The sequence below is a fragment of the Streptomyces griseomycini genome (assembly GCF_014203535.1).
Taxonomy (GTDB): domain Bacteria; phylum Actinomycetota; class Actinomycetes; order Streptomycetales; family Streptomycetaceae; genus Streptomyces; species Streptomyces griseomycini.
Genome location: NZ_JACHJI010000004.1, coordinates 33,182 through 52,577, shown reverse-complemented (window position 1 = coordinate 52,577; position 19,396 = coordinate 33,182). Strand labels below are relative to the sequence as shown.

The 19,396-nt window shown below is 72.2% G+C and carries 19 protein-coding genes; 10 read left to right on the top strand and 9 right to left on the bottom strand.

All coding sequences use genetic code 11. The features are described from left to right. Positions 1-150: 150 nt before the first annotated feature. The 4 genes from FHS37_RS12190 to miaA form a co-directional block, all read right to left on the bottom strand. Complete coding sequence (locus FHS37_RS12190; protein WP_184820140.1) at positions 151-2,313, bottom strand: RelA/SpoT family protein; 2,163 nt, start codon at positions 2,311-2,313, stop codon at positions 151-153. Positions 2,314-2,605: 292 nt separating this feature from the next. After that, positions 2,606-3,484 (bottom strand): diaminopimelate epimerase, encoded by an 879-nt coding sequence (gene dapF, locus FHS37_RS12185; RefSeq protein WP_184820138.1) that lies wholly within the window; start codon positions 3,482-3,484, stop codon positions 2,606-2,608. Between the two features lie 59 nt (positions 3,485-3,543). Continuing rightward, the gene (locus FHS37_RS12180; protein ID WP_184821109.1) at positions 3,544-4,047 is read right to left on the bottom strand and encodes a hypothetical protein; all 504 of its coding nucleotides are present in this window, start codon (positions 4,045-4,047) and stop codon (positions 3,544-3,546) included. 107 nt (positions 4,048-4,154) lie between these two features. Continuing rightward, positions 4,155-5,093: a tRNA (adenosine(37)-N6)-dimethylallyltransferase MiaA gene (miaA, locus tag FHS37_RS12175; protein ID WP_184820136.1), complete on the bottom strand. Its 939-nt coding sequence runs from the start codon at positions 5,091-5,093 to the stop codon at positions 4,155-4,157. A 182-nt stretch (positions 5,094-5,275) separates the two neighbouring features. Here miaA and FHS37_RS12170 point away from each other — a divergent pair, with 182 nt between their 5' ends. Together FHS37_RS12170 and FHS37_RS12165 are read left to right on the top strand one after the other, a co-directional pair. Further along, positions 5,276-5,560 carry a hypothetical protein gene (locus FHS37_RS12170; RefSeq protein ID WP_184820134.1) on the top strand — a complete coding sequence of 95 codons (285 nt, stop codon included), beginning with the start codon at positions 5,276-5,278 and terminating at the stop codon, positions 5,558-5,560. A gap of 23 nt (positions 5,561-5,583) precedes the next feature. Further along, complete coding sequence (locus FHS37_RS12165; RefSeq protein WP_184820132.1) at positions 5,584-5,853, top strand: antitoxin; 270 nt, start codon at positions 5,584-5,586, stop codon at positions 5,851-5,853. A gap of 75 nt (positions 5,854-5,928) precedes the next feature. Here FHS37_RS12165 and FHS37_RS12160 read toward each other — a convergent pair whose 3' ends face one another. After that, a complete protein-coding gene (locus FHS37_RS12160; protein ID WP_184820130.1) occupies positions 5,929-6,654 on the bottom strand; it encodes a class III extradiol dioxygenase subunit B-like domain-containing protein in 726 nt (241 codons plus the stop codon). Between the two features lie 51 nt (positions 6,655-6,705). Next, positions 6,706-8,232 (bottom strand): tRNA (N6-isopentenyl adenosine(37)-C2)-methylthiotransferase MiaB, encoded by a 1,527-nt coding sequence (miaB, locus tag FHS37_RS12155; RefSeq protein ID WP_184820129.1) that lies wholly within the window; start codon positions 8,230-8,232, stop codon positions 6,706-6,708. A 675-nt stretch (positions 8,233-8,907) separates the two neighbouring features. Between miaB and FHS37_RS41005 the strand changes: the two genes are divergently transcribed. After that, the gene (locus FHS37_RS41005) at positions 8,908-9,033 is read left to right on the top strand and encodes a hypothetical protein (RefSeq protein ID WP_373304270.1); all 126 of its coding nucleotides are present in this window, start codon (positions 8,908-8,910) and stop codon (positions 9,031-9,033) included. 933 nt (positions 9,034-9,966) lie between these two features. Here FHS37_RS41005 and FHS37_RS12150 read toward each other — a convergent pair. Further along, a complete protein-coding gene (locus FHS37_RS12150) occupies positions 9,967-10,395 on the bottom strand; it encodes a pyrophosphohydrolase domain-containing protein (RefSeq protein ID WP_184820127.1) in 429 nt (142 codons plus the stop codon). Between the two features lie 119 nt (positions 10,396-10,514). On the opposite strand from FHS37_RS12150, the gene FHS37_RS12145 reads away from it, so the two are divergent. Beyond that, on the top strand, positions 10,515-11,510 hold the full coding sequence (locus tag FHS37_RS12145; RefSeq protein WP_184820125.1) for a TAXI family TRAP transporter solute-binding subunit: 996 nt from the start codon (positions 10,515-10,517) through the stop codon (positions 11,508-11,510). On the opposite strand, the gene FHS37_RS12140 is transcribed toward FHS37_RS12145, so the two are convergent. Both FHS37_RS12140 and FHS37_RS12135 read right to left on the bottom strand, forming a co-directional pair. After that, entirely contained in the window at positions 11,489-12,922 is a 1,434-nt protein-coding gene (locus FHS37_RS12140) for a HAMP domain-containing sensor histidine kinase (protein WP_184820123.1), read from the bottom strand. The two genes, FHS37_RS12145 and FHS37_RS12140, sit on opposite strands and share 22 nt — an antisense overlap. Before the next feature lie 9 nt (positions 12,923-12,931). Next, on the bottom strand, positions 12,932-13,618 hold the full coding sequence (locus FHS37_RS12135) for a response regulator transcription factor (RefSeq protein ID WP_184820121.1): 687 nt from the start codon (positions 13,616-13,618) through the stop codon (positions 12,932-12,934). A gap of 285 nt (positions 13,619-13,903) precedes the next feature. On the opposite strand from FHS37_RS12135, the gene FHS37_RS12130 reads away from it, so the two are divergent. The 6 genes from FHS37_RS12130 (at position 13,904) to FHS37_RS41000 (ending at position 19,384) form a co-directional block, all read left to right on the top strand. Beyond that, positions 13,904-14,680, top strand: a complete 777-nt coding sequence (locus FHS37_RS12130; RefSeq protein ID WP_184820119.1) for an amino acid ABC transporter ATP-binding protein — start codon at positions 13,904-13,906, stop codon at positions 14,678-14,680. A gap of 81 nt (positions 14,681-14,761) precedes the next feature. Further along, positions 14,762-15,604 carry a glutamate ABC transporter substrate-binding protein gene (locus FHS37_RS12125; RefSeq protein WP_184820117.1) on the top strand — a complete coding sequence of 281 codons (843 nt, stop codon included), beginning with the start codon at positions 14,762-14,764 and terminating at the stop codon, positions 15,602-15,604. A gap of 84 nt (positions 15,605-15,688) precedes the next feature. After that, positions 15,689-16,354: an amino acid ABC transporter permease gene (locus tag FHS37_RS12120; RefSeq protein ID WP_184820115.1), complete on the top strand. Its 666-nt coding sequence runs from the start codon at positions 15,689-15,691 to the stop codon at positions 16,352-16,354. Further along, positions 16,351-17,253, top strand: a complete 903-nt coding sequence (locus FHS37_RS12115; protein ID WP_184820113.1) for an amino acid ABC transporter permease — start codon at positions 16,351-16,353, stop codon at positions 17,251-17,253. The genes FHS37_RS12120 and FHS37_RS12115 overlap by 4 nt, the downstream gene beginning before the upstream one ends. Before the next feature lie 301 nt (positions 17,254-17,554). Further along, positions 17,555-19,186, top strand: coding sequence for an FAD-dependent monooxygenase (locus FHS37_RS12110; protein ID WP_184820111.1), 1,632 nt, complete (start codon positions 17,555-17,557; stop codon positions 19,184-19,186). Positions 19,187-19,270: 84 nt separating this feature from the next. Next, positions 19,271-19,384, top strand: coding sequence for a putative leader peptide (locus FHS37_RS41000; RefSeq protein WP_373304269.1), 114 nt, complete (start codon positions 19,271-19,273; stop codon positions 19,382-19,384). Positions 19,385-19,396: the final 12 nt, after the last annotated feature.

Here is a 19,396-nt window from a genome sequence, read left to right as displayed (position 1 = left end):
CACGGCTACCAGCGCGCGCGTGCGCTGCGGCGGCGGCGCGCTCCCGGCCCACCCGACCGGGTCAGCGGGGGTTCCGCTCCGGTGCACCGGCTGCCCGCGCCCGCGGCGGCCCGCCGGATGTGCGCGAGGCCCGTTCCCGCGCGGGACGCGTCAGGCGCCCGGGGCCGGCGGTTGTGCCCGGCTCACGTCGTACACGCCGGCCACGTTGCGCATCGCGCGCATGAGGGCGGGCAGCCCCGCGGCGTCCGGCAGCTGCACGGTGTACGTGTGCCGCACCTGCTGCTGGGTCGGCGGTTCGACGGTGGCGGAGACGATCTCGGCGCCCTCGAGGGCCATGGCCTCGGTGAGGTCCGCGAGCAGGTGGGGCCGGACGAACGATTCCGCGACCAGCGTGACCCGGCACTCGGCGCCCTCCCCCCAGCGCACCCCGACCTCCGCGCGTCCGGAGTTCTTCATGCGCGCGACCGCGGCGCACTCGGCCCGGTGCACGGTGACCGCTCCCCCGCGCACGACGAAACCGGTCACCTCGTCGGGCGGCACGGGCGTGCAGCAGCGGGCGAGCCGTACGGACGCGCCGGGCCGGTCGGCCAGGACCTGGGCCGCGGTGGGGCGATCGGGCGCCGTGTCCGGAGCCGGGGGGGCCTGCGGAGCGGCGGGGTCGTCGGCGGGCCGCTGAGCCGCGGGTTCCGTCGCGGACGCGGTGTCCGGCACGGGGTGGGTGGCCAGCCAGCGCTGGATGGCGATGCGGGCCGCGGGGGTGTGGGCGTGCTTCAGCCACTCCCTGGAGGGCTCCGAGGCGGGGTCCTGACCCATGAGGAGCTGGACGGTGTCACCGTCCTTCAGGACGGTGCTCAGTGTCGCCAGACGGCCGTTGACCCGGGCGCCGATGCACGCGTGGGCGTCCTCGCCGTACTGCGCGTACGCGGCGTCCACGCAGGTCGCCCCCTCGGGCAGGCCGAGCGTGCCGCCGTCGGGGCGGAAGACGGTGATCTCGCGGTCCTGGGCGAGGTCCTCGCGCAGGGTGGACCAGAAGGTGTCGGGGTCGGGCGCGGCCCGCTGCCAGTCCAGCAGCCGGGAGAGCCAGCCGGGCCGGGTGGGGTCGACGCGCTCGCCGTCGCTCGCGGACTGTTCCTCCGGCGGGGCCGCGTAGGGGTTGCCGAGGGCGACGACCCCGGCCTCGGCGACCTTGTGCATCTGGTGGGTGCGGATGAGGACTTCGACGACCTGGCCGTCCTCGCGCGCCACGGCGGTGTGCAGCGACTGGTACAGGTTGAACTTCGGTACGGCGATGAAGTCCTTGAACTCCGACACCACGGGCGTCATGCAGGTGTGCAGTTCGCCGAGGACGCCGTAGCAGTCGGCGTCCTCGTTCACCAGCACCAGCAGGCGGCCGAAGTCGGCGCCGCGCAACCGCCCGCGCTTGCGGGACACGCGGTGCACGGAGACGAAGTGACGTGGACGGATGAGGACTTCCGCGGTGAGGTCGGCCTCGCGGAGCACCTTGCGCACCTCGTCGGCGACCTCGGCGAGCGGGTCGTCCGCGCGGGCGGCGTTGCGGACGATCAGCTCCCGTGTGTGCTCGTACTCCCCGGGGTGGAGGATCGCGAAGACCAGGTCCTCCAGTTCCGTCTTGAGCGCCTGGACCCCGAGGCGTTCGGCGAGGGGGATCAGGACGTCCCGGGTGACCTTGGCGATGCGTTCCTGCTTCTCGGGGCGCATCACGCCGAGGGTGCGCATGTTGTGCAGGCGGTCCGCGAGTTTGATCGACATCACGCGGACGTCGTTGCCGGTGGCGACGAGCATCTTGCGGAAGGTCTCGGGCTCGGCGGCGGCGCCGTAGTCGACCTTCTCCAGTTTGGTGACGCCGTCGACGAGGTAGCGCACCTCCTCGCCGAACTGCTCCCGCACCTGGTCGAGCGTCACCTCGGTGTCCTCGACGGTGTCGTGGAGCAGGGAGGCCGTCAAGGTCGTGGTCTCCGCGCCGAGTTCGGCGAGGATCAGGGTCACCGCGAGCGGGTGGGTGATGTACGGCTCACCGCTCTTGCGCATCTGGCCGCGGTGGGAGGACTCGGCCAGGAGGTAGGCGCGGCGCAGGGGTTCGATGTCGGCGTCGGGATGGTGGGCGCGGTGGGCGTCGACCACGTGGCCGATGGCGTCGGGGAGCCGGTCGCGGGTGCCGGGGCCGAGCAGCGCCGCGCGCCCCAGTCGGCGCAGGTCGAGCCGGGGGCGGGCCTTCCTGCGCGACCCCGTGGGTGTGACATGACCAGATGTCACAGGGCCCGGGGTCGCAGGATTGACGGCCTCCGCGTTCATGGGCACCTCCGGCTGCGTGGACCGGCGGACGACGCGCCCCGTGGCGGACTCGGGCTCGGGGAGCGGTGTTCGCTCCCCCGTCCGGGCCGGTGCTTGATGCTACCGAGCCCGGCCCGGTGTGGTTGACCGCCTCTCGCCGAGCGTGAAACGGATCACTCCTTCGAGGGAAGGTCCCTCCCGTGGCGGTTTCACGCCACCCGATCGGCGGTCCACCGTGATCTCGAAGCGGAATCCGGCCCCGCACCCCGCTGATGTCCGCGTTCCGTCGACCGGGGACTGGGATACCGCTCCGTCACTCCGCTCGACGAAGAGCGCTTTCCAGCCACTCCGCCTCGATCACGCCCTCGGCGACGATCACCGCGGGTCCGGTCATCTCGATGTCGCCGTCGGGCTGTTCGGTGATCACCAGGGTGCCGCCGGGCACGTCCACGGTGTAGGTGACCGGGGTGCCGGTGACGCTCGGGTCGGCGCCGTCCCGGCGGGCGGTGGCCACGGCCACCGCGCAGGCGCCCGTGCCGCACGAACGGGTTTCGCCGGCCCCGCGCTCGTGCACCCGCAGCGCCACGTGCCGCGGGCCGCGGTCGGCCACGAACTCGACGTTCACGCCGTCCGGGTAGGCGGAGGCCGGGCTGAAGGGGGGCGGGGTGCGCAGGTCACCGGCGTGGGCGAGGTCGTCCACGAAGGCCACCGCGTGCGGGTTGCCCATGTTCACGTTCCGCGCGGGCCAGCTGCGCTCGCCGACGCTCACCGTGACGTCGCCCTCGGGGAACAGCGCCTTGCCCATGCCGACGGTGATGTCGCCGTCCTTGGCGATGTGCACGGCCTTCACACCCCCGCGCGTGGCGACCGCGAGATCACCCTCGGCCACGTGTCCGGCGCGCTGCAGGTAGCGCGCGAACACGCGCACCCCGTTGCCGCACATCTCGGCGACCGAGCCGTCGCCGTTGCGGTAGTCCATGAACCACTCGGCCTCGTCCGCCATGGCCCGGCCTTCGGGGTGCGCCGCGGACCGCACCACGTGCAGCAGTCCGTCGCCGCCGATGCCCGCGCGGCGGTCGCACAGGGCGGCGACGGCGGCCGGGGACAGGTCGACGGCGTTCTCCGGGTCCGGAACGATCACGAAGTCGTTCTCGGTGCCGTGGCCCTTGAGGAAGGCGATCCGCGTGCTCATTCCTCGATCGTACGGGGTGGGCACGGCGACGCCCTCCCCGCCGGTGACCGGGACGGGCGTCAGCGGAGCCGGGCGACCCGCCAGACGGCCAGGGCCACCACCGCGGCGACCGTCACGGCGTAGCCGGCCACGACCCGCCAGTCGGGTCTGCGTCCGGAGCCCCTGGCCGGCAGGCCCGGCCAGGTGTGACCCACCTTGCGGGCGGCCATCATCCCCCAGCCGGCCGAGCAGGAGCAGATCAGCAGGCCCAGCATGGCGATCACGGCCCCGCTGTCGCCGAAGTCGAAGGCGAGCGGGAAGGCGAACATCAGGGAACCGACCGCGGCCAGGCCGACGATGGGCGCGAGCTGCCAGATGCGCAGTCGGCGCTGCGGTCGCAGCTCGACCTCGACCTCGTCACCGCCCGCGAACATCTCGTCCGGCTCGGGGCCGTCGTCGCTCACACCGCCCTGCGCCTCCTCGGGCCCGTCGGGGCTGAGACGGTCGGTCTCCTGCTCCGGCTCACCCCGCTCGGTGGTGAGGTGCTCGGTGCCGTGTGCGGTGTCGCGAGGGCCGGCCTCCATCGCCACGCGCCCTCCCAACTTGGACTCCACTGGTCGATCGAAGCTCGATGATGGCACGGCGCCACAGGCCCCGACGGCGGCCTGGGCGTCCCGATGCCAGGACGTGATCAGGCTGTAACCGGTCGTTCGACCAACGACATCGCGAGCCGCGGAAGTTCCCGGAGGTCCGCCGCGGCCCCACTCAACCAGTGCACCCGGGGATCGCGCCTGAACCACGAATCCTGACGGCGCGCGAAGCGCTTGGTGGCGCGCACGGTCTCGGACCGTGCCTCTTCCAGGGTGCACTCGCCCGCGAGCGCGGCGAGTACCTGCTGGTAGCCGAGCGCGCGCGAGGCCGTACGCCCCTCGCGCAACCCCCGCGCCTCCAGTGCGCGCACCTCGTCCACGAGGCCCGCCTCCCACATCCGGTCGACCCTGCGGGCGATGCGCTCGTCCAGCTCGGGCCGGGCCACGTCGACGCCGATCTGGAGGGTGTCGTAGACCGAGTCGTGGCCGGGGAGGTTGGCGGTGAAGGGCCGGCCGGTGATCTCGATCACTTCGAGCGCACGGACGATGCGGCGGCCGTTGCTCGGCAGGATGGCCCGCGCGGCCTCGGGGTCCGCGGCGGCGAGGCGCGCGTGCAGCGCCCCCGGGCCGCGCAGGGTGAGCTCCTCCTCCAGACGGGCCCTGATCTCGGGATCGGTCCCCGGGAACTCCAGGTTGTCGATGGCTCCGCGGACGTAGAGGCCGGAGCCGCCGACCAGGACGGGCCAGCGTCCCTCGGCGAGCAGCGCGTCGATCCGGTCCCGCGCCAGGCGCTGGTACTCGGCGACGGACGCGGTGACGGACACGTCCCAGACGTCCAGCAGGTGGTGCGGCACGCCACCGCGCTCTTCGGGCGTCAGCTTGGCGGTGCCGATGTCCATCCCCCGGTAGAGCTGCATGGAGTCGGCGTTGACGACTTCACCGCCCAGCCGCTGGGCCAGGAAAACACCCAGATCGGACTTTCCGGCCGCAGTGGGGCCGACGACGGCGATGACGCGGGGGGCGGGGGGTGCGCTGCTCACTGATCCAGTCTCGCAAACCTCTCGGCCCGCCCTCGAACGAGTTACGTGACGCGACCGGCGCGGGGTCGTTGCCCGTTGCGAGTTTCCTGCCGCCGGATCACGGCGGCGGTACCCCGGGGCACGCAAACGGACGCACCGGGTCACGCGGAATTTCGCTCGCACGAGTACCGTATGGAGTGGATATGGGTGTTTTTGCACGAATTTTCCGGAGGTCGAAGGCCACGGAGGAGACGCGGACCGATGAGGTCCGGACCGGCGAGGCCCGGGGCGGCGAGGCGGCAGCCGAGCCGAGGGCGGAGGACCCGACCGGGGCCGCGGAGGTGACGGCGCCGGCCGAGGCGTCGAAGACCGCCGAACCAGCGGTGGAGGAGACCGGCGAGGTCACCGGCACCGACGGCGTCGAGATCCCGAAGCAGCAGTCCTCCGGGGCGTCCGACAGCGAGTCAGGCAAGGGCGCACGCACGTAGACGCCCGCGAGGGAAGGTACATCATGGGTCTCCTGGACAGTCTGAAGACCAAGCTCGATCCGGCCAAGGGCAAGGTCTCCCATCTCGCGCAGCAGCACGGGGGCAAGATCCAGCACGGTCTGGACAAGGCCGCGCGGGCCGTCGACGAGCGGACCAAGGGCAAGTACAGCGACAGGATCCAGACGGGTACGGGCAAGGCCAAGGACGCCATGGACCGGCTCGCGCACAAGAACGACCCCGGCCCGGACGCGGGCGGCACGACGCCGCCGGCCGGGCCGCCGCCCACTTCCTGAGCGGCACGCCGTCGGACGGCCGTGGAGCACACCGAGGGCTCCCGGCCGTCCGCCGTTCCTCCGGCCGTCCGGTCCCTACGACCAGGTGGCCGCGACGTACCCCACCCCGTAGGGGGCGTCCTCGTAGAGCAACGCCCCCCGCAGGTCCGGGTTCCCGGCCGCGGCGCCCGCGAGGACCTGCCAGGGGGCACGCCCGGACACCTTCAGCTCGCGTGCCAGGCCGGGGTCCAGCGCACGCAGCGCCGCGGTGTCGGCCGTGCCCAACGCGCGCGCGGCCTCCGCGTCGAAGGGGGCCGCACGTTCGTCGAGGTAGCCCGGGGCCTTGAGCGTGCGGCAGGCGCTGGCGTCACCCATCACCAGCATCACCAGCCGCTCCGCTCGCGTGGCGATCGCCCTTCCCTCTTCGATACACCGCTCGGCCGCGAGAGGTTCCCCCACTCCCAGCCCCTCGACGGGGGCGTCCGCCCACCCGGCCCTGCCCAGCATCCACGCGCCCACGGCGAGCCCGTACGGGAGTTCCCGCCCGGCCGGCGCGTCCTCGCCCGCTCCGTCCCGTCCCAGCCGTACGTCCAGGTCGACGCCGAAGCCGCGGAAGGACCCCGGGGTGCCCTCCGGGTAGATCTCGGGTCCGGCGGCCGCCGCCGGGCCGACCACCACGAGCCGGTCGGGCCGGGCGGCGGCGAGCACACCCAGCGCGTCCGTGCACGCGGCACGCGCGGCGTCCAGCTCGGGAGCGGCGCCCGCGGCGACCTCGGGGACGAGCAGCGGCGGGCAGGGGCAGACTGCGGCGGCGACTAGCATGATCGGCAGCGTAACCCCCGCGGAGCCGCTCGCCGCCACGGCCCGGCCGCGTCAGTCGCAGCCGCAGCCGCTCGTGGCCACCGGGAGCGGTTCGGGGACGCCGATCTTCGGCAGGCCCAGCATCACGCCCGCCGACTGTGCGGCCTTCGCCGCCTTCTCGGTGTTCCGCTTCTCCCAGGCGTCCCCCGCGCGCGTGCGGCGCACGTCCAGCACGGGCCCTTCGGCGAGCAGGTGGTGCGGGGCGGCGTAGGTGATCTCGACGGTGACCACGTCGCCGGGACGGACCTCCTGCTCCGGCTTGGTGAAGTGCACCAGGCGGTTGTCGGGGGCGCGGCCGGAGAGACGGTGGGTGGTGTCGTCCTTGCGGCCCTCGCCCTCGGCGACCATCAACTCCAGGGTGCGGCCCACCTGCTTCTTGTTCTCCTCCCAGGAGATCTCCTCCTGGAGGGCGACCAGCCGCTCGTAGCGCTCCTGGACGACCTTCTTGGGGATCTGGCCGTCCATCTCGGCGGCCGGGGTGCCCGGGCGCTTGGAGTACTGGAAGGTGAACGCCTGCGCGAAGCGGGCCTCGCGGACGACGTGGAGGGTCTGCTCGAAGTCCTCCTCGGTCTCGCCGGGGAAGCCCACGATGATGTCGGTGCTGATCGCCGCGTGCGGGATGGCGGCGCGGACCTTCTCGATGATGCCGAGGTAGCGCTCCTGCCGGTAGGAGCGGCGCATCGCCTTCAGGACCGTGTCCGAGCCGGACTGCAGCGGCATGTGGAGCTGCGGCATCACGTTCGGCGTCTCGGCCATGGCGGCGATGACGTCGTCGGTGAAGTCGCGCGGGTGCGGGGAGGTGAAGCGGACGCGCTCCAGGCCGTCGATCTTCCCGCAGGCCCGCAGCAGCTTGCTGAACGCCTCACGGTCGCCGATGTCGGAACCGTAGGCGTTGACGTTCTGGCCGAGCAGGGTGATCTCGGAGACCCCCTCGGCGACCAGGGCCTCGATCTCCGCGAGGATGTCGCCGGGGCGGCGGTCCTTCTCCTTGCCGCGCAGCGCGGGGACGATGCAGAAGGTGCAGGTGTTGTTGCAGCCGACGGAGATCGACACCCAGGCCGCGTACGCGCTCTCGCGGCGGGTCGGCAGCGTGGACGGGAACGCCTCCAGCGACTCGGCGATCTCGACCTGCGCCTCCTCCTGGACGCGGGCGCGCTCCAGCAGGACGGGCAGCTTGCCGATGTTGTGCGTGCCGAAGACGACGTCCACCCAGGGCGCGCGCTTCACGATGGTGTCGCGGTCCTTCTGCGCGAGGCAGCCGCCGACCGCGATCTGCATGCCGGGACGGCTCGCCTTCTTGGGGGCGAGGTGGCCCAGGTTGCCGTACAGCTTGTTGTCGGCGTTCTCGCGCACCGCGCAGGTGTTGAAGACGACGACGTCCGCGTCGCCGTCGGAGCCCTCGGGGGCGCGGACGTAGCCCGCGTCCTCCAGCAGCCCGGCCAACCGCTCGGAGTCGTGGACGTTCATCTGGCACCCGTAGGTGCGTACTTCGTAGGTGCGCGTGCCGCCCACTGACTGGCTCCGGTCGATGCTGCTCATGCCATAAGGGTAGGCGGTACCGCGAGTGGCCCCCGCCGCCGAGGCCGCGGTCCCGCGGACGCGCCCCGGGCTCCCGGCCGGGCCGGTCCGTCCCCGCGGGCAACTCCCTGCCGGGCGGCTTCCTGGCCTGCCCGGATGCGGACAACGGGGCAGGGTGACGGTTCTCTCCTGTCAGCGGCCGAAGAGCGCGGGGAACGCGGACCGGCCCGGGGGAGCTGCAGACACCACCAGCTCCATGCGCCTCACCGCGACGGGCCGGCTCACGCATGGAACGGAATGGAGACCAGCCACGTTCCGCGACCGTCGCGGTCGTGCCGACGATCAGCGGCCGCACCGGCAGGGTCGGGACGTACGGATCTCGCTGTCGTCGCCGCGGCGACGGGGACGGTGGCCGGCCCCCGACGCGCGCGTCCGTGTGCCGCGGTTCGCCTTCCGCCGTACGCGCGAGGGCGTGCTCGTGCCGGAGTCCCCGCCCGTGGGGTTCCGCGCCGTGCTCGTCGACCGCACCGCCCGTGAGCTCGCCGCCCCCTGGGGCAGCCGGGTCCGGCGGACCCGGCCGGCGAGGGCACCGGGCTGAGCGGGGCGGAGGCCCCCGGGGACCCGGCCCGTCTCGTCGGCACCGGTTTCGCCGAAGGCGCCGCCCCGGGCGGCGCCTTCGCCTCCGGCAGCGAGCCGGTGCTGCGCCAGTGGGACTTCCACGACCCGCTGTTCCACTCGCGCGTCCGTTCCGGGCGCCACGACGAGGGCTTCGGCGCGGTCTGCCCCTGCCGCGGGGCCCGGTCGGCCCGCAGCCCGCCGTGAACCCGGCACCGGGCGGCCCCGTGACCGAGCTGTGCCGCCCGCGGCGCACGGACATCGGCGCCCGTGACCCGTCCCCGGCCGCCGCCGTCGAGGGCCGTCGCCCCCACCGCGTCCTCGGCGAACGCGCGTCGACGGCGCGCGAACCGGGCCCGGACCACCTGCGGAAGCCGTCGGTCGGCGACTCCCTGCCGGCACGTCGGCGGCCGGAACCGGGATCTCCGCCGAGCCGGGCGAGGAACGGCACACGGCGAACGGCCCTGAACGGGCGCTTCCGGCGGGCCGGCGAAAAGCCGGGCAACGGAGGAATGCCATTCGGCCCGCGACGGATGTCAGCCGGCACCCGCAAGGGCCGAGGCCCGGGTGAACGGTCGAGCGATGTGGAGGACGTGCTCGGATTCACTTCACGTTCGTCTCGGAAGGCGCGAGGGACATGGTGGTCGGCGCTCCGGAGCGCGGTGCCGTGAGGCCGGATTCCGCCGGCCTGACGGGGGCGGCCCCACACTCGGATGCCGGTGACACCGGCCTGGCCGGCCCGGCGCCGGAGGAGCACGCGGTGCGCGTCGAGGCGATGGAGGTGCGCGGCTGGAACGGGCGGCCCGTCACGCGCGCACCGCTCGGCGCGGAGTGCGCGCGTGTTCGCCGCTCCCCTGTCCGACGATCCACCGGGCGCACCTGCACGAGGCGCTGCTCTCCCTGATCGGCCGGGACCGCCTGGGTCCGGGCGGCCACCGCGGTCCGGTCCCCGCGGACGTGCTGTCGGCGGGGGTCCTCGAGCGGCTGGTGCGCCTGTGGCCCGGGCCGGGCGGGCACTTCGTCCGCTGCCCCGCGGCGTCCGGTGAGTGCCTCAGCCATGCCCCGACCGTGCCGCCGGCCGCCGCGCGTCCTGGTCCCGGCCGGACGACCCCGTGTCACGCTTCACGCACCGTTCACCGCTCACCGCGGTCCGGCCTCCCGCCCGGCCCGCCCGTCCGGTGCCCAGCCCTGCCGCCGCAGTACCGCCGCCACGTCCGGGGCCTCGTAGTGGTCGCCCTTGAGGACCTTGCCGTCGGCGCGGCGGCTGATCCTGCCGTCGGGGCCGAGCTTGGTCATGTTGGAGCGGTGGATCTCGGCGATGACCGCGTCGAGGTCGATCCCGTGGACGAGCGCCGTGCCGTAGGCGACGTAGACGACGTCGGCCAGTTCGTGGGCGAGCCGGTCGAGCGGGCCGTCCACCGACACCTCGGCGACCTCCGCGGCCTCCTCGGCCAGCAGTTCGCCGCGGTGGGCGGCCAGGTCCGGCGGGATCTCGGACGGTGTGTCGCGGACGTCCAGTCCGAAGGCACGGTGGAAGGCACGGACCAGGTCGGCGGGCGAAGAGCTCATGCGGCGACTGTAGTGGCGACTGCAGCGGCCGCCCCGGACACTCCACCCGGGCCGCGCACGGGCCCGGGCTGTGAGCTCCGCCCTGGTCAGCGGGGCACCGGGCTGGCAGGATCACGCGCATGTCCCACGCGCTGTCCCGGATCGGCAGGCGCCGGGCCCTGCGGGGCGCGGCCGCCGGCCTCGTGGCGTTCGGGCTGCTGCTGTGGTGGCTGGCGCCCTGGAGCGAGGAGCCGCCCGGCGGAACGATCACCCTGAGCACGGGGACGCGTTCGGGGGTCTACCAGGAGTACGGCGAGCTGCTGCGCACCTCGCTCGGCAGGCACATGCCCGATCTCGAGGTCCGGCTGAAGACGAGTGACGGCTCGCAGGAGAACGTGCGGCGCGTGGCGACCGGACAGGCCGACTTCGCGATCGCCGCGGCCGACGCGGTGGAGACGTACCGACTGAGCCACCGGTCGGGCGCCGACCGGCTGCGCGGGGTGGCGCGCCTGTACGACGACTACGTCCAGCTCGCGGTCGCGCCCGGCTCGGGCATCCGCTCCGTCGCGGACCTGCGGGGCAAGCGGGTCGCCATAGGGCCGCCCAAGTCGGGGGTCCGGCTCATCGCCAACCGGATCCTCAGGGCGGCCGGCATCGACCCGGAGACGGACATCGAGCCCTCCTCGGACGGCATCGACACCGGTCCGGGGCGGCTGGGACACGGCCTGGACGCGTTCTTCTGGTCGGGCGGGCTGCCCACGGACGGCCTGAAGACGCTCGCCGAGGACTCCGCGCTGCGGTTCGTGCCGATCGACGCCGACCTCGTCGCCGAGCTGCACGAGCAGGGCGGGGCCACGCGCCACTACCGGGCCACCAACATGCCGGAGTCGGCCTATCCCGGCAGTCAGTTCGGCTCGGCCGTCCCGACGATGGCGGTGTCCAACCTCCTGATCACCAGGGCGGACATGGATCCCCGGCTCACCGAGTGGCTGACCCGCATCGTGCTCAAGAGCCGGGACGGCATCGGTGCGCACGTGCACTCCGCGCAGCTGGTCGACGTGCGCACCGCCATCTACACGGACCCGCTCCGGCTGCACGAGGGCGCCCGCCGCTACTACCGGTCCGTCAAGCCCTGAGCCGTCGCCTCCTCCGTGGGCGCGTTCCTCGGCACCGTCACCGTGACCGTCAGTCCGTGCGGCTCGTGGTGGCCGTAGTCGATGGAACCGCCGCCCGCCGCGAGCAGGGCCCGGGAGATGGACAGACCGAGGCCGGAGCCCTTGACGTTCTGGTGCCGGCCGCTGCGCCAGAACCGGTCGCCGACGCGGGTCAGCTCCTCGTCGGTCAGCCCCGGGCCGTTGTCGGTGACGACGACGGTGACGGTGTCGCCGTTGGAGGTGACCACCACCTCGACGGTCTCGCCCTCGGGGGTGAACTTCACCGCGTTGTCGATGACCGCGTCCAGCGCGCTGGAGAGCGCGACCGGGTCGGCCCATGCCGTGGTCGGCGGGCAGTCCCCGGTCAGGCGGACGCCCTTGGCCTCGGCGGTGGGCGCCCAGGCCGCGACGCGCTCGCCGGCCACCTCGCCGATGTCGGTGACCTGGAGGTGGGCCTCGCTGTGCTCGGCGAGCGCCAGGTCGAGCAGGTCGTCCAGGACCTGCGCCAGACGCTTGCCCTCGGCCTGGACCGAGGCGATCTCCTCATTGCCCTCGGGCAGTTCGAGGGCGAGCAGCTCGATGCGCAGCAGCAGCGCCGCGAGCGGGTTGCGCAGCTGGTGGGAGGCGTCGGCGACGAAGGCGCGCTGCTGCTCCAGCACGCTCTCGACGTTGTCCGCCATCTCGTTGAACGACCGTGCGAGGCGCCTGAGCTCCGGGGGTCCGCCCGCCACGGCGACCCGGGACTTCAGCCGCCCGGTGGCGATGTCGTGGGTGGTGGCGTCCAGGATCCGCACCGGCCTGAGCACCCAGCCGGTCAGCCGCAGGGCCGCGCCGACGGCCAGCAGCATGGCGGCGGCCTCGCCCGCGCCGATGATCAGCCAGCCCTGCAGGATGCGGGAGCGCATGGGCCCGGTGGGCGAGTCGGTGACGACGACCGCGACGACGTCACCGTCCCGGATGACCGGCGAGGCCACCACGAGGCTGCGCCGCTGCCAGGGCCACACCTGCTCGGGGTCGTGGCTGCGGCGGCTGAGCAGCGCCTCCTCGAAGGCGTCCCGCACCTCGCCCGACCGGGGGAGGAACCAGCTGTCCGGGGCGTGCGCCATGGGCGAGTCGTTGCGGTAGAACACGCCTGCGCGGATGCCGTAGACCTCGTGGTAGCTGCGCAGCTCGCTGCTGAGCGTCTCCTGGCGCTCGTTGACGTCCCCGGCGGCCGGGTCGGACGGCTCGGTGACGAACTGGGCGAGGGCCGCGAAGCGTGCCGTGTCGTCGATCCGGTCGACGATGACCTTCTGCTGCTGCGCGCCGGCCAGGCTCACGGCGAGCGGGACGCCGAGAGCGAGGAGGACGGCCGCCATCAGGACGATGAGCAGCGGAAGCAGACGAGTGTGCACCCGACCCCGCTAGGCCGTCGGTGCGACGAGCCGGTAGCCGACGCCGCGGACGGTCTCGATGAGGGCCGGCAGGCGCAGCTTGGCGCGCAGGGACGCGACGTGCACCTCCAGGGTGCGGCCGGTCCCCTCCCAACTGGTGCGCCACACTTCGCTGATGATCTGCTCCCGGCGGAAGACGACCCCGGGCCGCTGGGCGAGCAGGGCCAGCAGGTCGAACTCCTTGCGGGTCAGCTGGACGACCGAACCGTTCACGCTGACCCGGCGGGTCGGCAGCTCGATGTGCACCGGGCCCAGGCGCAGCTCGGTCTCGGCGCCGCCGGTGGCCTCCTCGTGGGTGGTGCGCCGGCTGACGGCGTGGATCCGGGCGAGCAGCTCCCCCGTGTCGTACGGCTTGACCACGTAGTCGTCGGCGCCGAGATTGAGGCCGTGGATGCGGGAGCGCACGTCGGAACGCGCGGTGACCATGATCACCGGCGTGCTGGTGCGCTTGCGGATCTTGCCGCAGACCTCGTAGCCGTCCTGGTCGGGCAGGCCCAGGTCGAGCAGGACGACGCCGAAGCCGTTTCCCTCGGGGACGAGCGCCTGGAGTGCCTCCTCGCCGCTGCGCGCGTGGGTGACGTCGAACCCGTGCCTGGCCAGCACCGCCGACAGGGCGGCGGCGACGTGGTTGTCGTCCTCGACGAGGAGCAGCCTCACCGGGGCCCCCTTCTGTTCATCGGCCGTACGCTCTCCGTGTGTACACAGACGCGTGCACGCGCGCGTGCACCTTGCAGTGACGCCGATGGACGAGGACGGCGTCAAGGGGGTTCCGGTTGCGCTTTCGTACCGTTACCCGGCCGAAATACGCCCTGCTCACAAGTGCTACGACATGTGTCCGATTGCTATCGGATCGTGATGCTCAGATTCCCCTCAGATGTAATGACGCAGGTCCGGAGGATTACTACTGTCCTCCGAAACCGAGGAGGACGGAGCCTGAGAGCGATGACCGAAGTATCGGTGGCCAAGGAAGATGTGGCCGCGACCGGCGACCTGGTCGTCCTGAGGAGCGTCAACAAGCACTTCGGCGCGTTGCACGTACTCCAGGACATCGACCTGACGATCGCCCGCGGCGAAGTCGTCGTGGTCATCGGACCCTCCGGGTCCGGGAAGTCCACCCTGTGCCGCACCATCAACCGTCTGGAGACGATCGACTCCGGGGCGATCACGATCGACGGCAAGCCCCTGCCCCACGAGGGCAAGGAGCTCGCCCGGCTGCGGGCCGACGTCGGGATGGTCTTCCAGTCCTTCAACCTCTTCGCGCACAAGACCGTGCTCGAGAACGTGACGCTGGGCCAGGTCAAGGTCCGCAAGAAGGACAAGAAGCAGGCCGAGGAGCGTGCCCGTGCCCTGCTCGACCGGGTCGGCGTGGGCGCGCAGGCCGAGAAGTACCCCGCACAGCTCTCCGGTGGCCAGCAGCAGCGTGTCGCCATCGCGCGGGCCCTGGCGATGGAACCCAAGGTCATGCTCTTCGACGAGCCGACGTCGGCTCTCGACCCGGAGATGATCAACGAGGTCCTGGAGGTCATGCAGCAGCTCGCCCGCGACGGCATGACCATGATCGTCGTCACCCACGAGATGGGGTTCGCCCGCTCGGCCGCGAATCGCGTGGTGTTCATGGCGGACGGCCGCATCGTCGAACAGGCCGCGCCGGACCAGTTCTTCAGCAACCCGCGCAGCGACCGCGCCAAGGACTTCCTGTCGAAGATCCTTCACCACTGACGGCGCCCCTCGCGCCCTGACGACTTGCGTCACCGGACATTGACCGGGCCGCATCACTTCACCAGCCAAAGGATGTGCACCATGAAGCTCCGCAAGGTCACCGCCGCCTCGGCCGCCGTGTTCGCGCTCGCTCTGACCGCTACCGCTTGTGGTGGTGACGACGGCGGCGACTCCAACGGCTCGGGCTCGGGAGGCGGCGACAAGATCACCATCGGCATCAAGTTCGACCAGCCCGGCCTCGGCCAGAAGACCCCGCAGGGCTACGAGGGCTTCGACGTGGACGTCGCCACGTACGTCGCCAAGAAGCTCGGTTACGACGAGAACCAGATCGAGTGGAAGGAGTCGAAGAGCGCCGACCGCGAGACCATGCTGCAGCGCGGTGACGTCGACTTCATCGCCGCCACCTACTCGATCACCCCGGAGCGCCAGGAGAAGGTCGACTTCGCCGGCCCGTACCTGCTCGCCCACCAGGACGTGCTGATCCGCGCCGACGACGACAAGATCAAGTCGCCGGAGGACCTGAACAACGCCAAGCTGTGCTCGGTCACCGGTTCGACCTCGGCGCAGAACGTCAAGGACAAGCTGGCGCCCAAGGCGCAGCTGCAGCCGTACCCGACGTACTCGGCCTGCCTGCCCGGTCTGCAGAACGGTGCCGTCGACGCGCTGACCACGGACGACTCGATCCTCGCCGGCTACGCCGCCCAGGAGCAGTTCAAGGGCAAGTTCAAGCTCGGCGGCTTCAAGCTGACCAACGAGAACTACGGCATCGGCGTCAAGAAGGGCAGCGACCTCAAGGACAAGATCAACAAGGCCCTCGAGGAGATGGTCTCCGACGGTTCCTGGGAGAAGGCCGTGAAGGACAACTTCGGCCCGGCCAACTACCAGAACGAGCCCGCGCCGAAGATCGGCGACATCAAGAGCTGAGGCAGCGCCTGACAGGGTGCGCCGCCCCGGATCCGGGGCGGCGCACCGGGGCGTGCATCCCTACACGCGGAAGCGCGGGAGATCGTGTTCGACTTTCTTGAAGATTACGACCTGTTGGGGGCCTTCTGGACGACGGTGCAGCTCGCTGTGCTCTCCGCCGTCGGCTCCCTGATCTGGGGCACCCTGCTGGCCGCCATGCGCGTCGGCCCGGTGCCGCTGATGCGTGGCTTCGGGACCGCATATGTGAACATCGTGCGGAACATCCCGCTGACCGTCATCATCCTGTTCACGTCGCTCGGCCTGAACCAGACCCTGGGCGTCACCCTGGGCGCGGACGACTTCGAGACGATCAACTTCCGGCTCGCCGTCCTCGGCCTGATCCTCTACACCTCGGCCTTCGTGTGCGAGGCACTGCGCTCCGGCATCAACACCGTGCCGGTCGGCCAGGCTGAAGCCGCCCGCGCGCTCGGTCTCAGCTTCAACCAGGTGCTGGGCCTGGTGGTGCTGCCCCAGGCGTTCCGTTCGTCCGTCGGTCCGCTGGCGAACGTACTCATCGCGCTCATCAAGAACACCACGGTGGCCGCCGCCATCGGCGTCGCGGAGGCGGCCCTGCTGATGAAGGAGATGATCGAGAACGAGGCGCAGCTGCTGCTGATCTCCGCGGTCATCGCGTTCGGTTTCGTGGTTCTGACGCTGCCGACCGGCCTGATCCTCGGCTGGGTGGGCAAGAAGGTGGCGGTGAAGCGATGAGCTCCGTTCTGTACGACGCCCAGGGCCCTCGCGCCAAGCGGCGGAACATCGTCTTCACGGCGGTCTTCCTGGTCGGCCTCGCCGCTCTGCTGTGGTGGGTGTTCAGCACCCTCTACGACAAGGGGCAGCTGGAGTGGGCTCTGTGGAAGCCGTTCTTCACCAGCGGTGAAGCCTGGTCCACGTACATCTGGCCGGGTCTGCAGAACACGTTGAAGGCTGCCGTGCTCGCGGTGCTCATCGCGATGCCGCTCGGCGCGGTCCTCGGCATCGCCCGCCTGTCGGACCACGCCTGGGTCCGGATCCCGGCCGGAATCGTGGTCGAGTTCTTCCGCGCCATCCCCGTGCTGGTCCTGATGATCTTCGGCTTGGCTCTGTTCGCCGAGTACACCGACGTCAGTTCCGACGACCGCCCGCTGTACGCGGTCGTCACGGGTCTGGTGCTCTACAACGCCTCCGTCCTCGCGGAGATCGTGCGCGCCGGCATCCTGTCCCTGCCCAAGGGCCAGTCCGAAGCCGCGATGGCGATCGGCCTGCGCAAGAACCAGCTGATGCGGCTGGTCCTGCTGCCGCAGGCGGTCACCGCGATGCTCCCGGCCATCGTCAGCCAGCTCGTCGTCATCGTGAAGGACACCGCCCTCGGCGGCGCCGTCCTCACCTTCCCCGAGCTGCTCGCCTCGGCCAACACGATGAGCGGCTACTACGGCGCCAACGTCATCGCCAGTTTCACAGTGGTGGCCGTCATCTTCATCGCGCTCAACTTCGCGCTCACCTCCTTCGCCTCCTGGCTCGAGGCACGGCTGCGCCGCAGCAAGCGCAGCACGGGTGCGGTGCTCGGCGCCGACGATGTCGACGACATCAACGCGGCCGAGGTCGGGGGTCCCCACAAGGCCGATGGGTGAACCGTCTGACCCGTGCCCGCCCACGACATGACTGTGGCCCGCCGTTCCCCGGCGGGCCACAGTCATGTCGGGTGACCGGCCGCCATCACCGGGACGGGTGAGCGGTGCACCCCGGGCTCGTGTGATGAACAGTCAAGTAACGGGACGGCCTTCGCGCCGCCTCATGATCGCCGCCGACCTTCGGTCACTTGACGCAAGCACCGGCAATAGGTTGCATACGTTCTGTGATCGTGCACCCTGCTCCATCTTCCTGTTCCTCCCCGTCCCTTCGGACGTCACGTCGAGCAGGGGGCGCCGCGCCGTGGACCCGGTGATCATCGTCGGAGCGGGGCCCGTCGGGCTCGCGCTCGCCCTGGCGCTGGCGCGTCAGGAGGTGCCGTGCGTGCTCCTCGACGAGGGGCCGGGCAAGGACGAGCCGCGCCCCGCGCGCACCGTCGTGCTGCGCGAGGACACCGCCGCGCTGATGGAACGGCTGACCGGGGTACCGCTCGCCCGGGCCGGTGCCCGCCCGGCCGGATGGCGGTCGATGCGGCGCAAGCAGGTGGTGCACGAGATCGCCTACGACGACGCCCGGCCCGCGCCCCTGCACATCGCCCAGCACGTCCTGACGGGCGCTCTGCGCGCCGCCCTCACCGGCGAACGGCTGGTCAGGATCGCCCTGAACAGCCGCCTGGATTCCCTGGAACAGGAGCCCTCGGGCGTCACCGCCCACACCCGCGGCCCCGAGGGAACCTGGTGGCGCGGCAGTTACCTGGTCGGCTGCGACGGGCCCCGCTCGACCGTGCGCAAGCTCCAGGACATCCGCTTCCCGGGCCGCACGGCGGTGGAACGATACGCCGTGGCCGCGCTGCGGACGGAACTCCCGTGGCACGACGAGGTGTTGCTGCACCGCATGCCGCCGTGGCGTGCGTCCGGTCCCTCGGCCGGGGAGATCACCGCACGTCCGCTGCCGGAGGGGGTGTGGCGGCTGGACTGGCTGCTGCCGCCGGGCAAGGAGCTGGTCACCCCCGAGCTGCTGCTGGCCCGTGTCCGGGAGACGCTGGCCGGCTGGAACCACGGTGCGGCACCGCCGTACGAGCTGCTGGACACCGGGGTCCACACCGTCCACCACCGGCTGGCCCGGCGTTGGCGGGCCGACCGTGTGTTCCTCGCCGGGGACGCGGCCCACCTGCTCGGCGCGCTGGGCACACACGGACTGGACGAGGGGCTGCGCGACGTCGACAACCTCGCCTGGAAGCTGGCACTGGCCTGGCACCACGGTCCGCACGAGGCGCTGCTCGACAGCTACCAGACCGAGCGCCGCGCGGTCGTCGCCGCCCGGCTGCGCGCCGCCGACCAGGCGCTGCCGCTGCTGCGGGGCGGCGGAGGGCTGCGTTCCTACGTCCCGGGAGCCGCCCGGGGACACGACGCCCTGCTGATGGACGGTCATCTGGGGCAGGGGGCGCTGGGTGCGCCGGGGACGTACGCCGACTCGCCGCTCGCGCCCGGGCGCCTCGAGGGCGAGGTGCCCGTCGGAACGCCCCCCGGGACGGCGGTGACGGACGTGCGCGTCACGGCGGAGGACGGCACCTTCGTCCGGCTGCGGGACCGGCTCGGCCGGGGTGCGCTGCTGGTGGTGCTGATCGCACCGGGCACAGGGGTGTGGGAGCGCAGGCACTGGGTGTCCGCCGGGATCATGCCCCGGCTGGCGGCGGCCGTCTCGGCGTTGCCGCACCCGGCCGAACTGCTGGTCGCCGAGGACTATCCGGGTGCGGCGGCCCACACCGTGCTGCTGGTGCGCCCCGACGGCCATCTGGTCACGGCGCTGGGCGGGGTCCGCCCGGCGGACCTGTACGCGGCGGCGGAGGCGGTCGTCGGGGGGGCGACGAAGACGGAGACGGATGCGGAGTCAGAGGCCGAAGCCAGGGCCGGAGCCGGGGCCGCGACCGGCTGAGGTGCCGGAGCCGGGCAGACCGCCACCGGCACCGGTCGAACCGGCCGCGGCGCGACCCGCACGGTTACGGTGAGTTGAAGCGATGTGCCGCTTCGTGGTCTACTCCGGATCGTGACCGACACCTGTGTGCGCCTGTGGCGGAGGGTCCATATGGACCTCGTCCGCTACGCGGGCTGCGTGTGTCGCCCGTCCCGCTGACTTCGCGCCCTC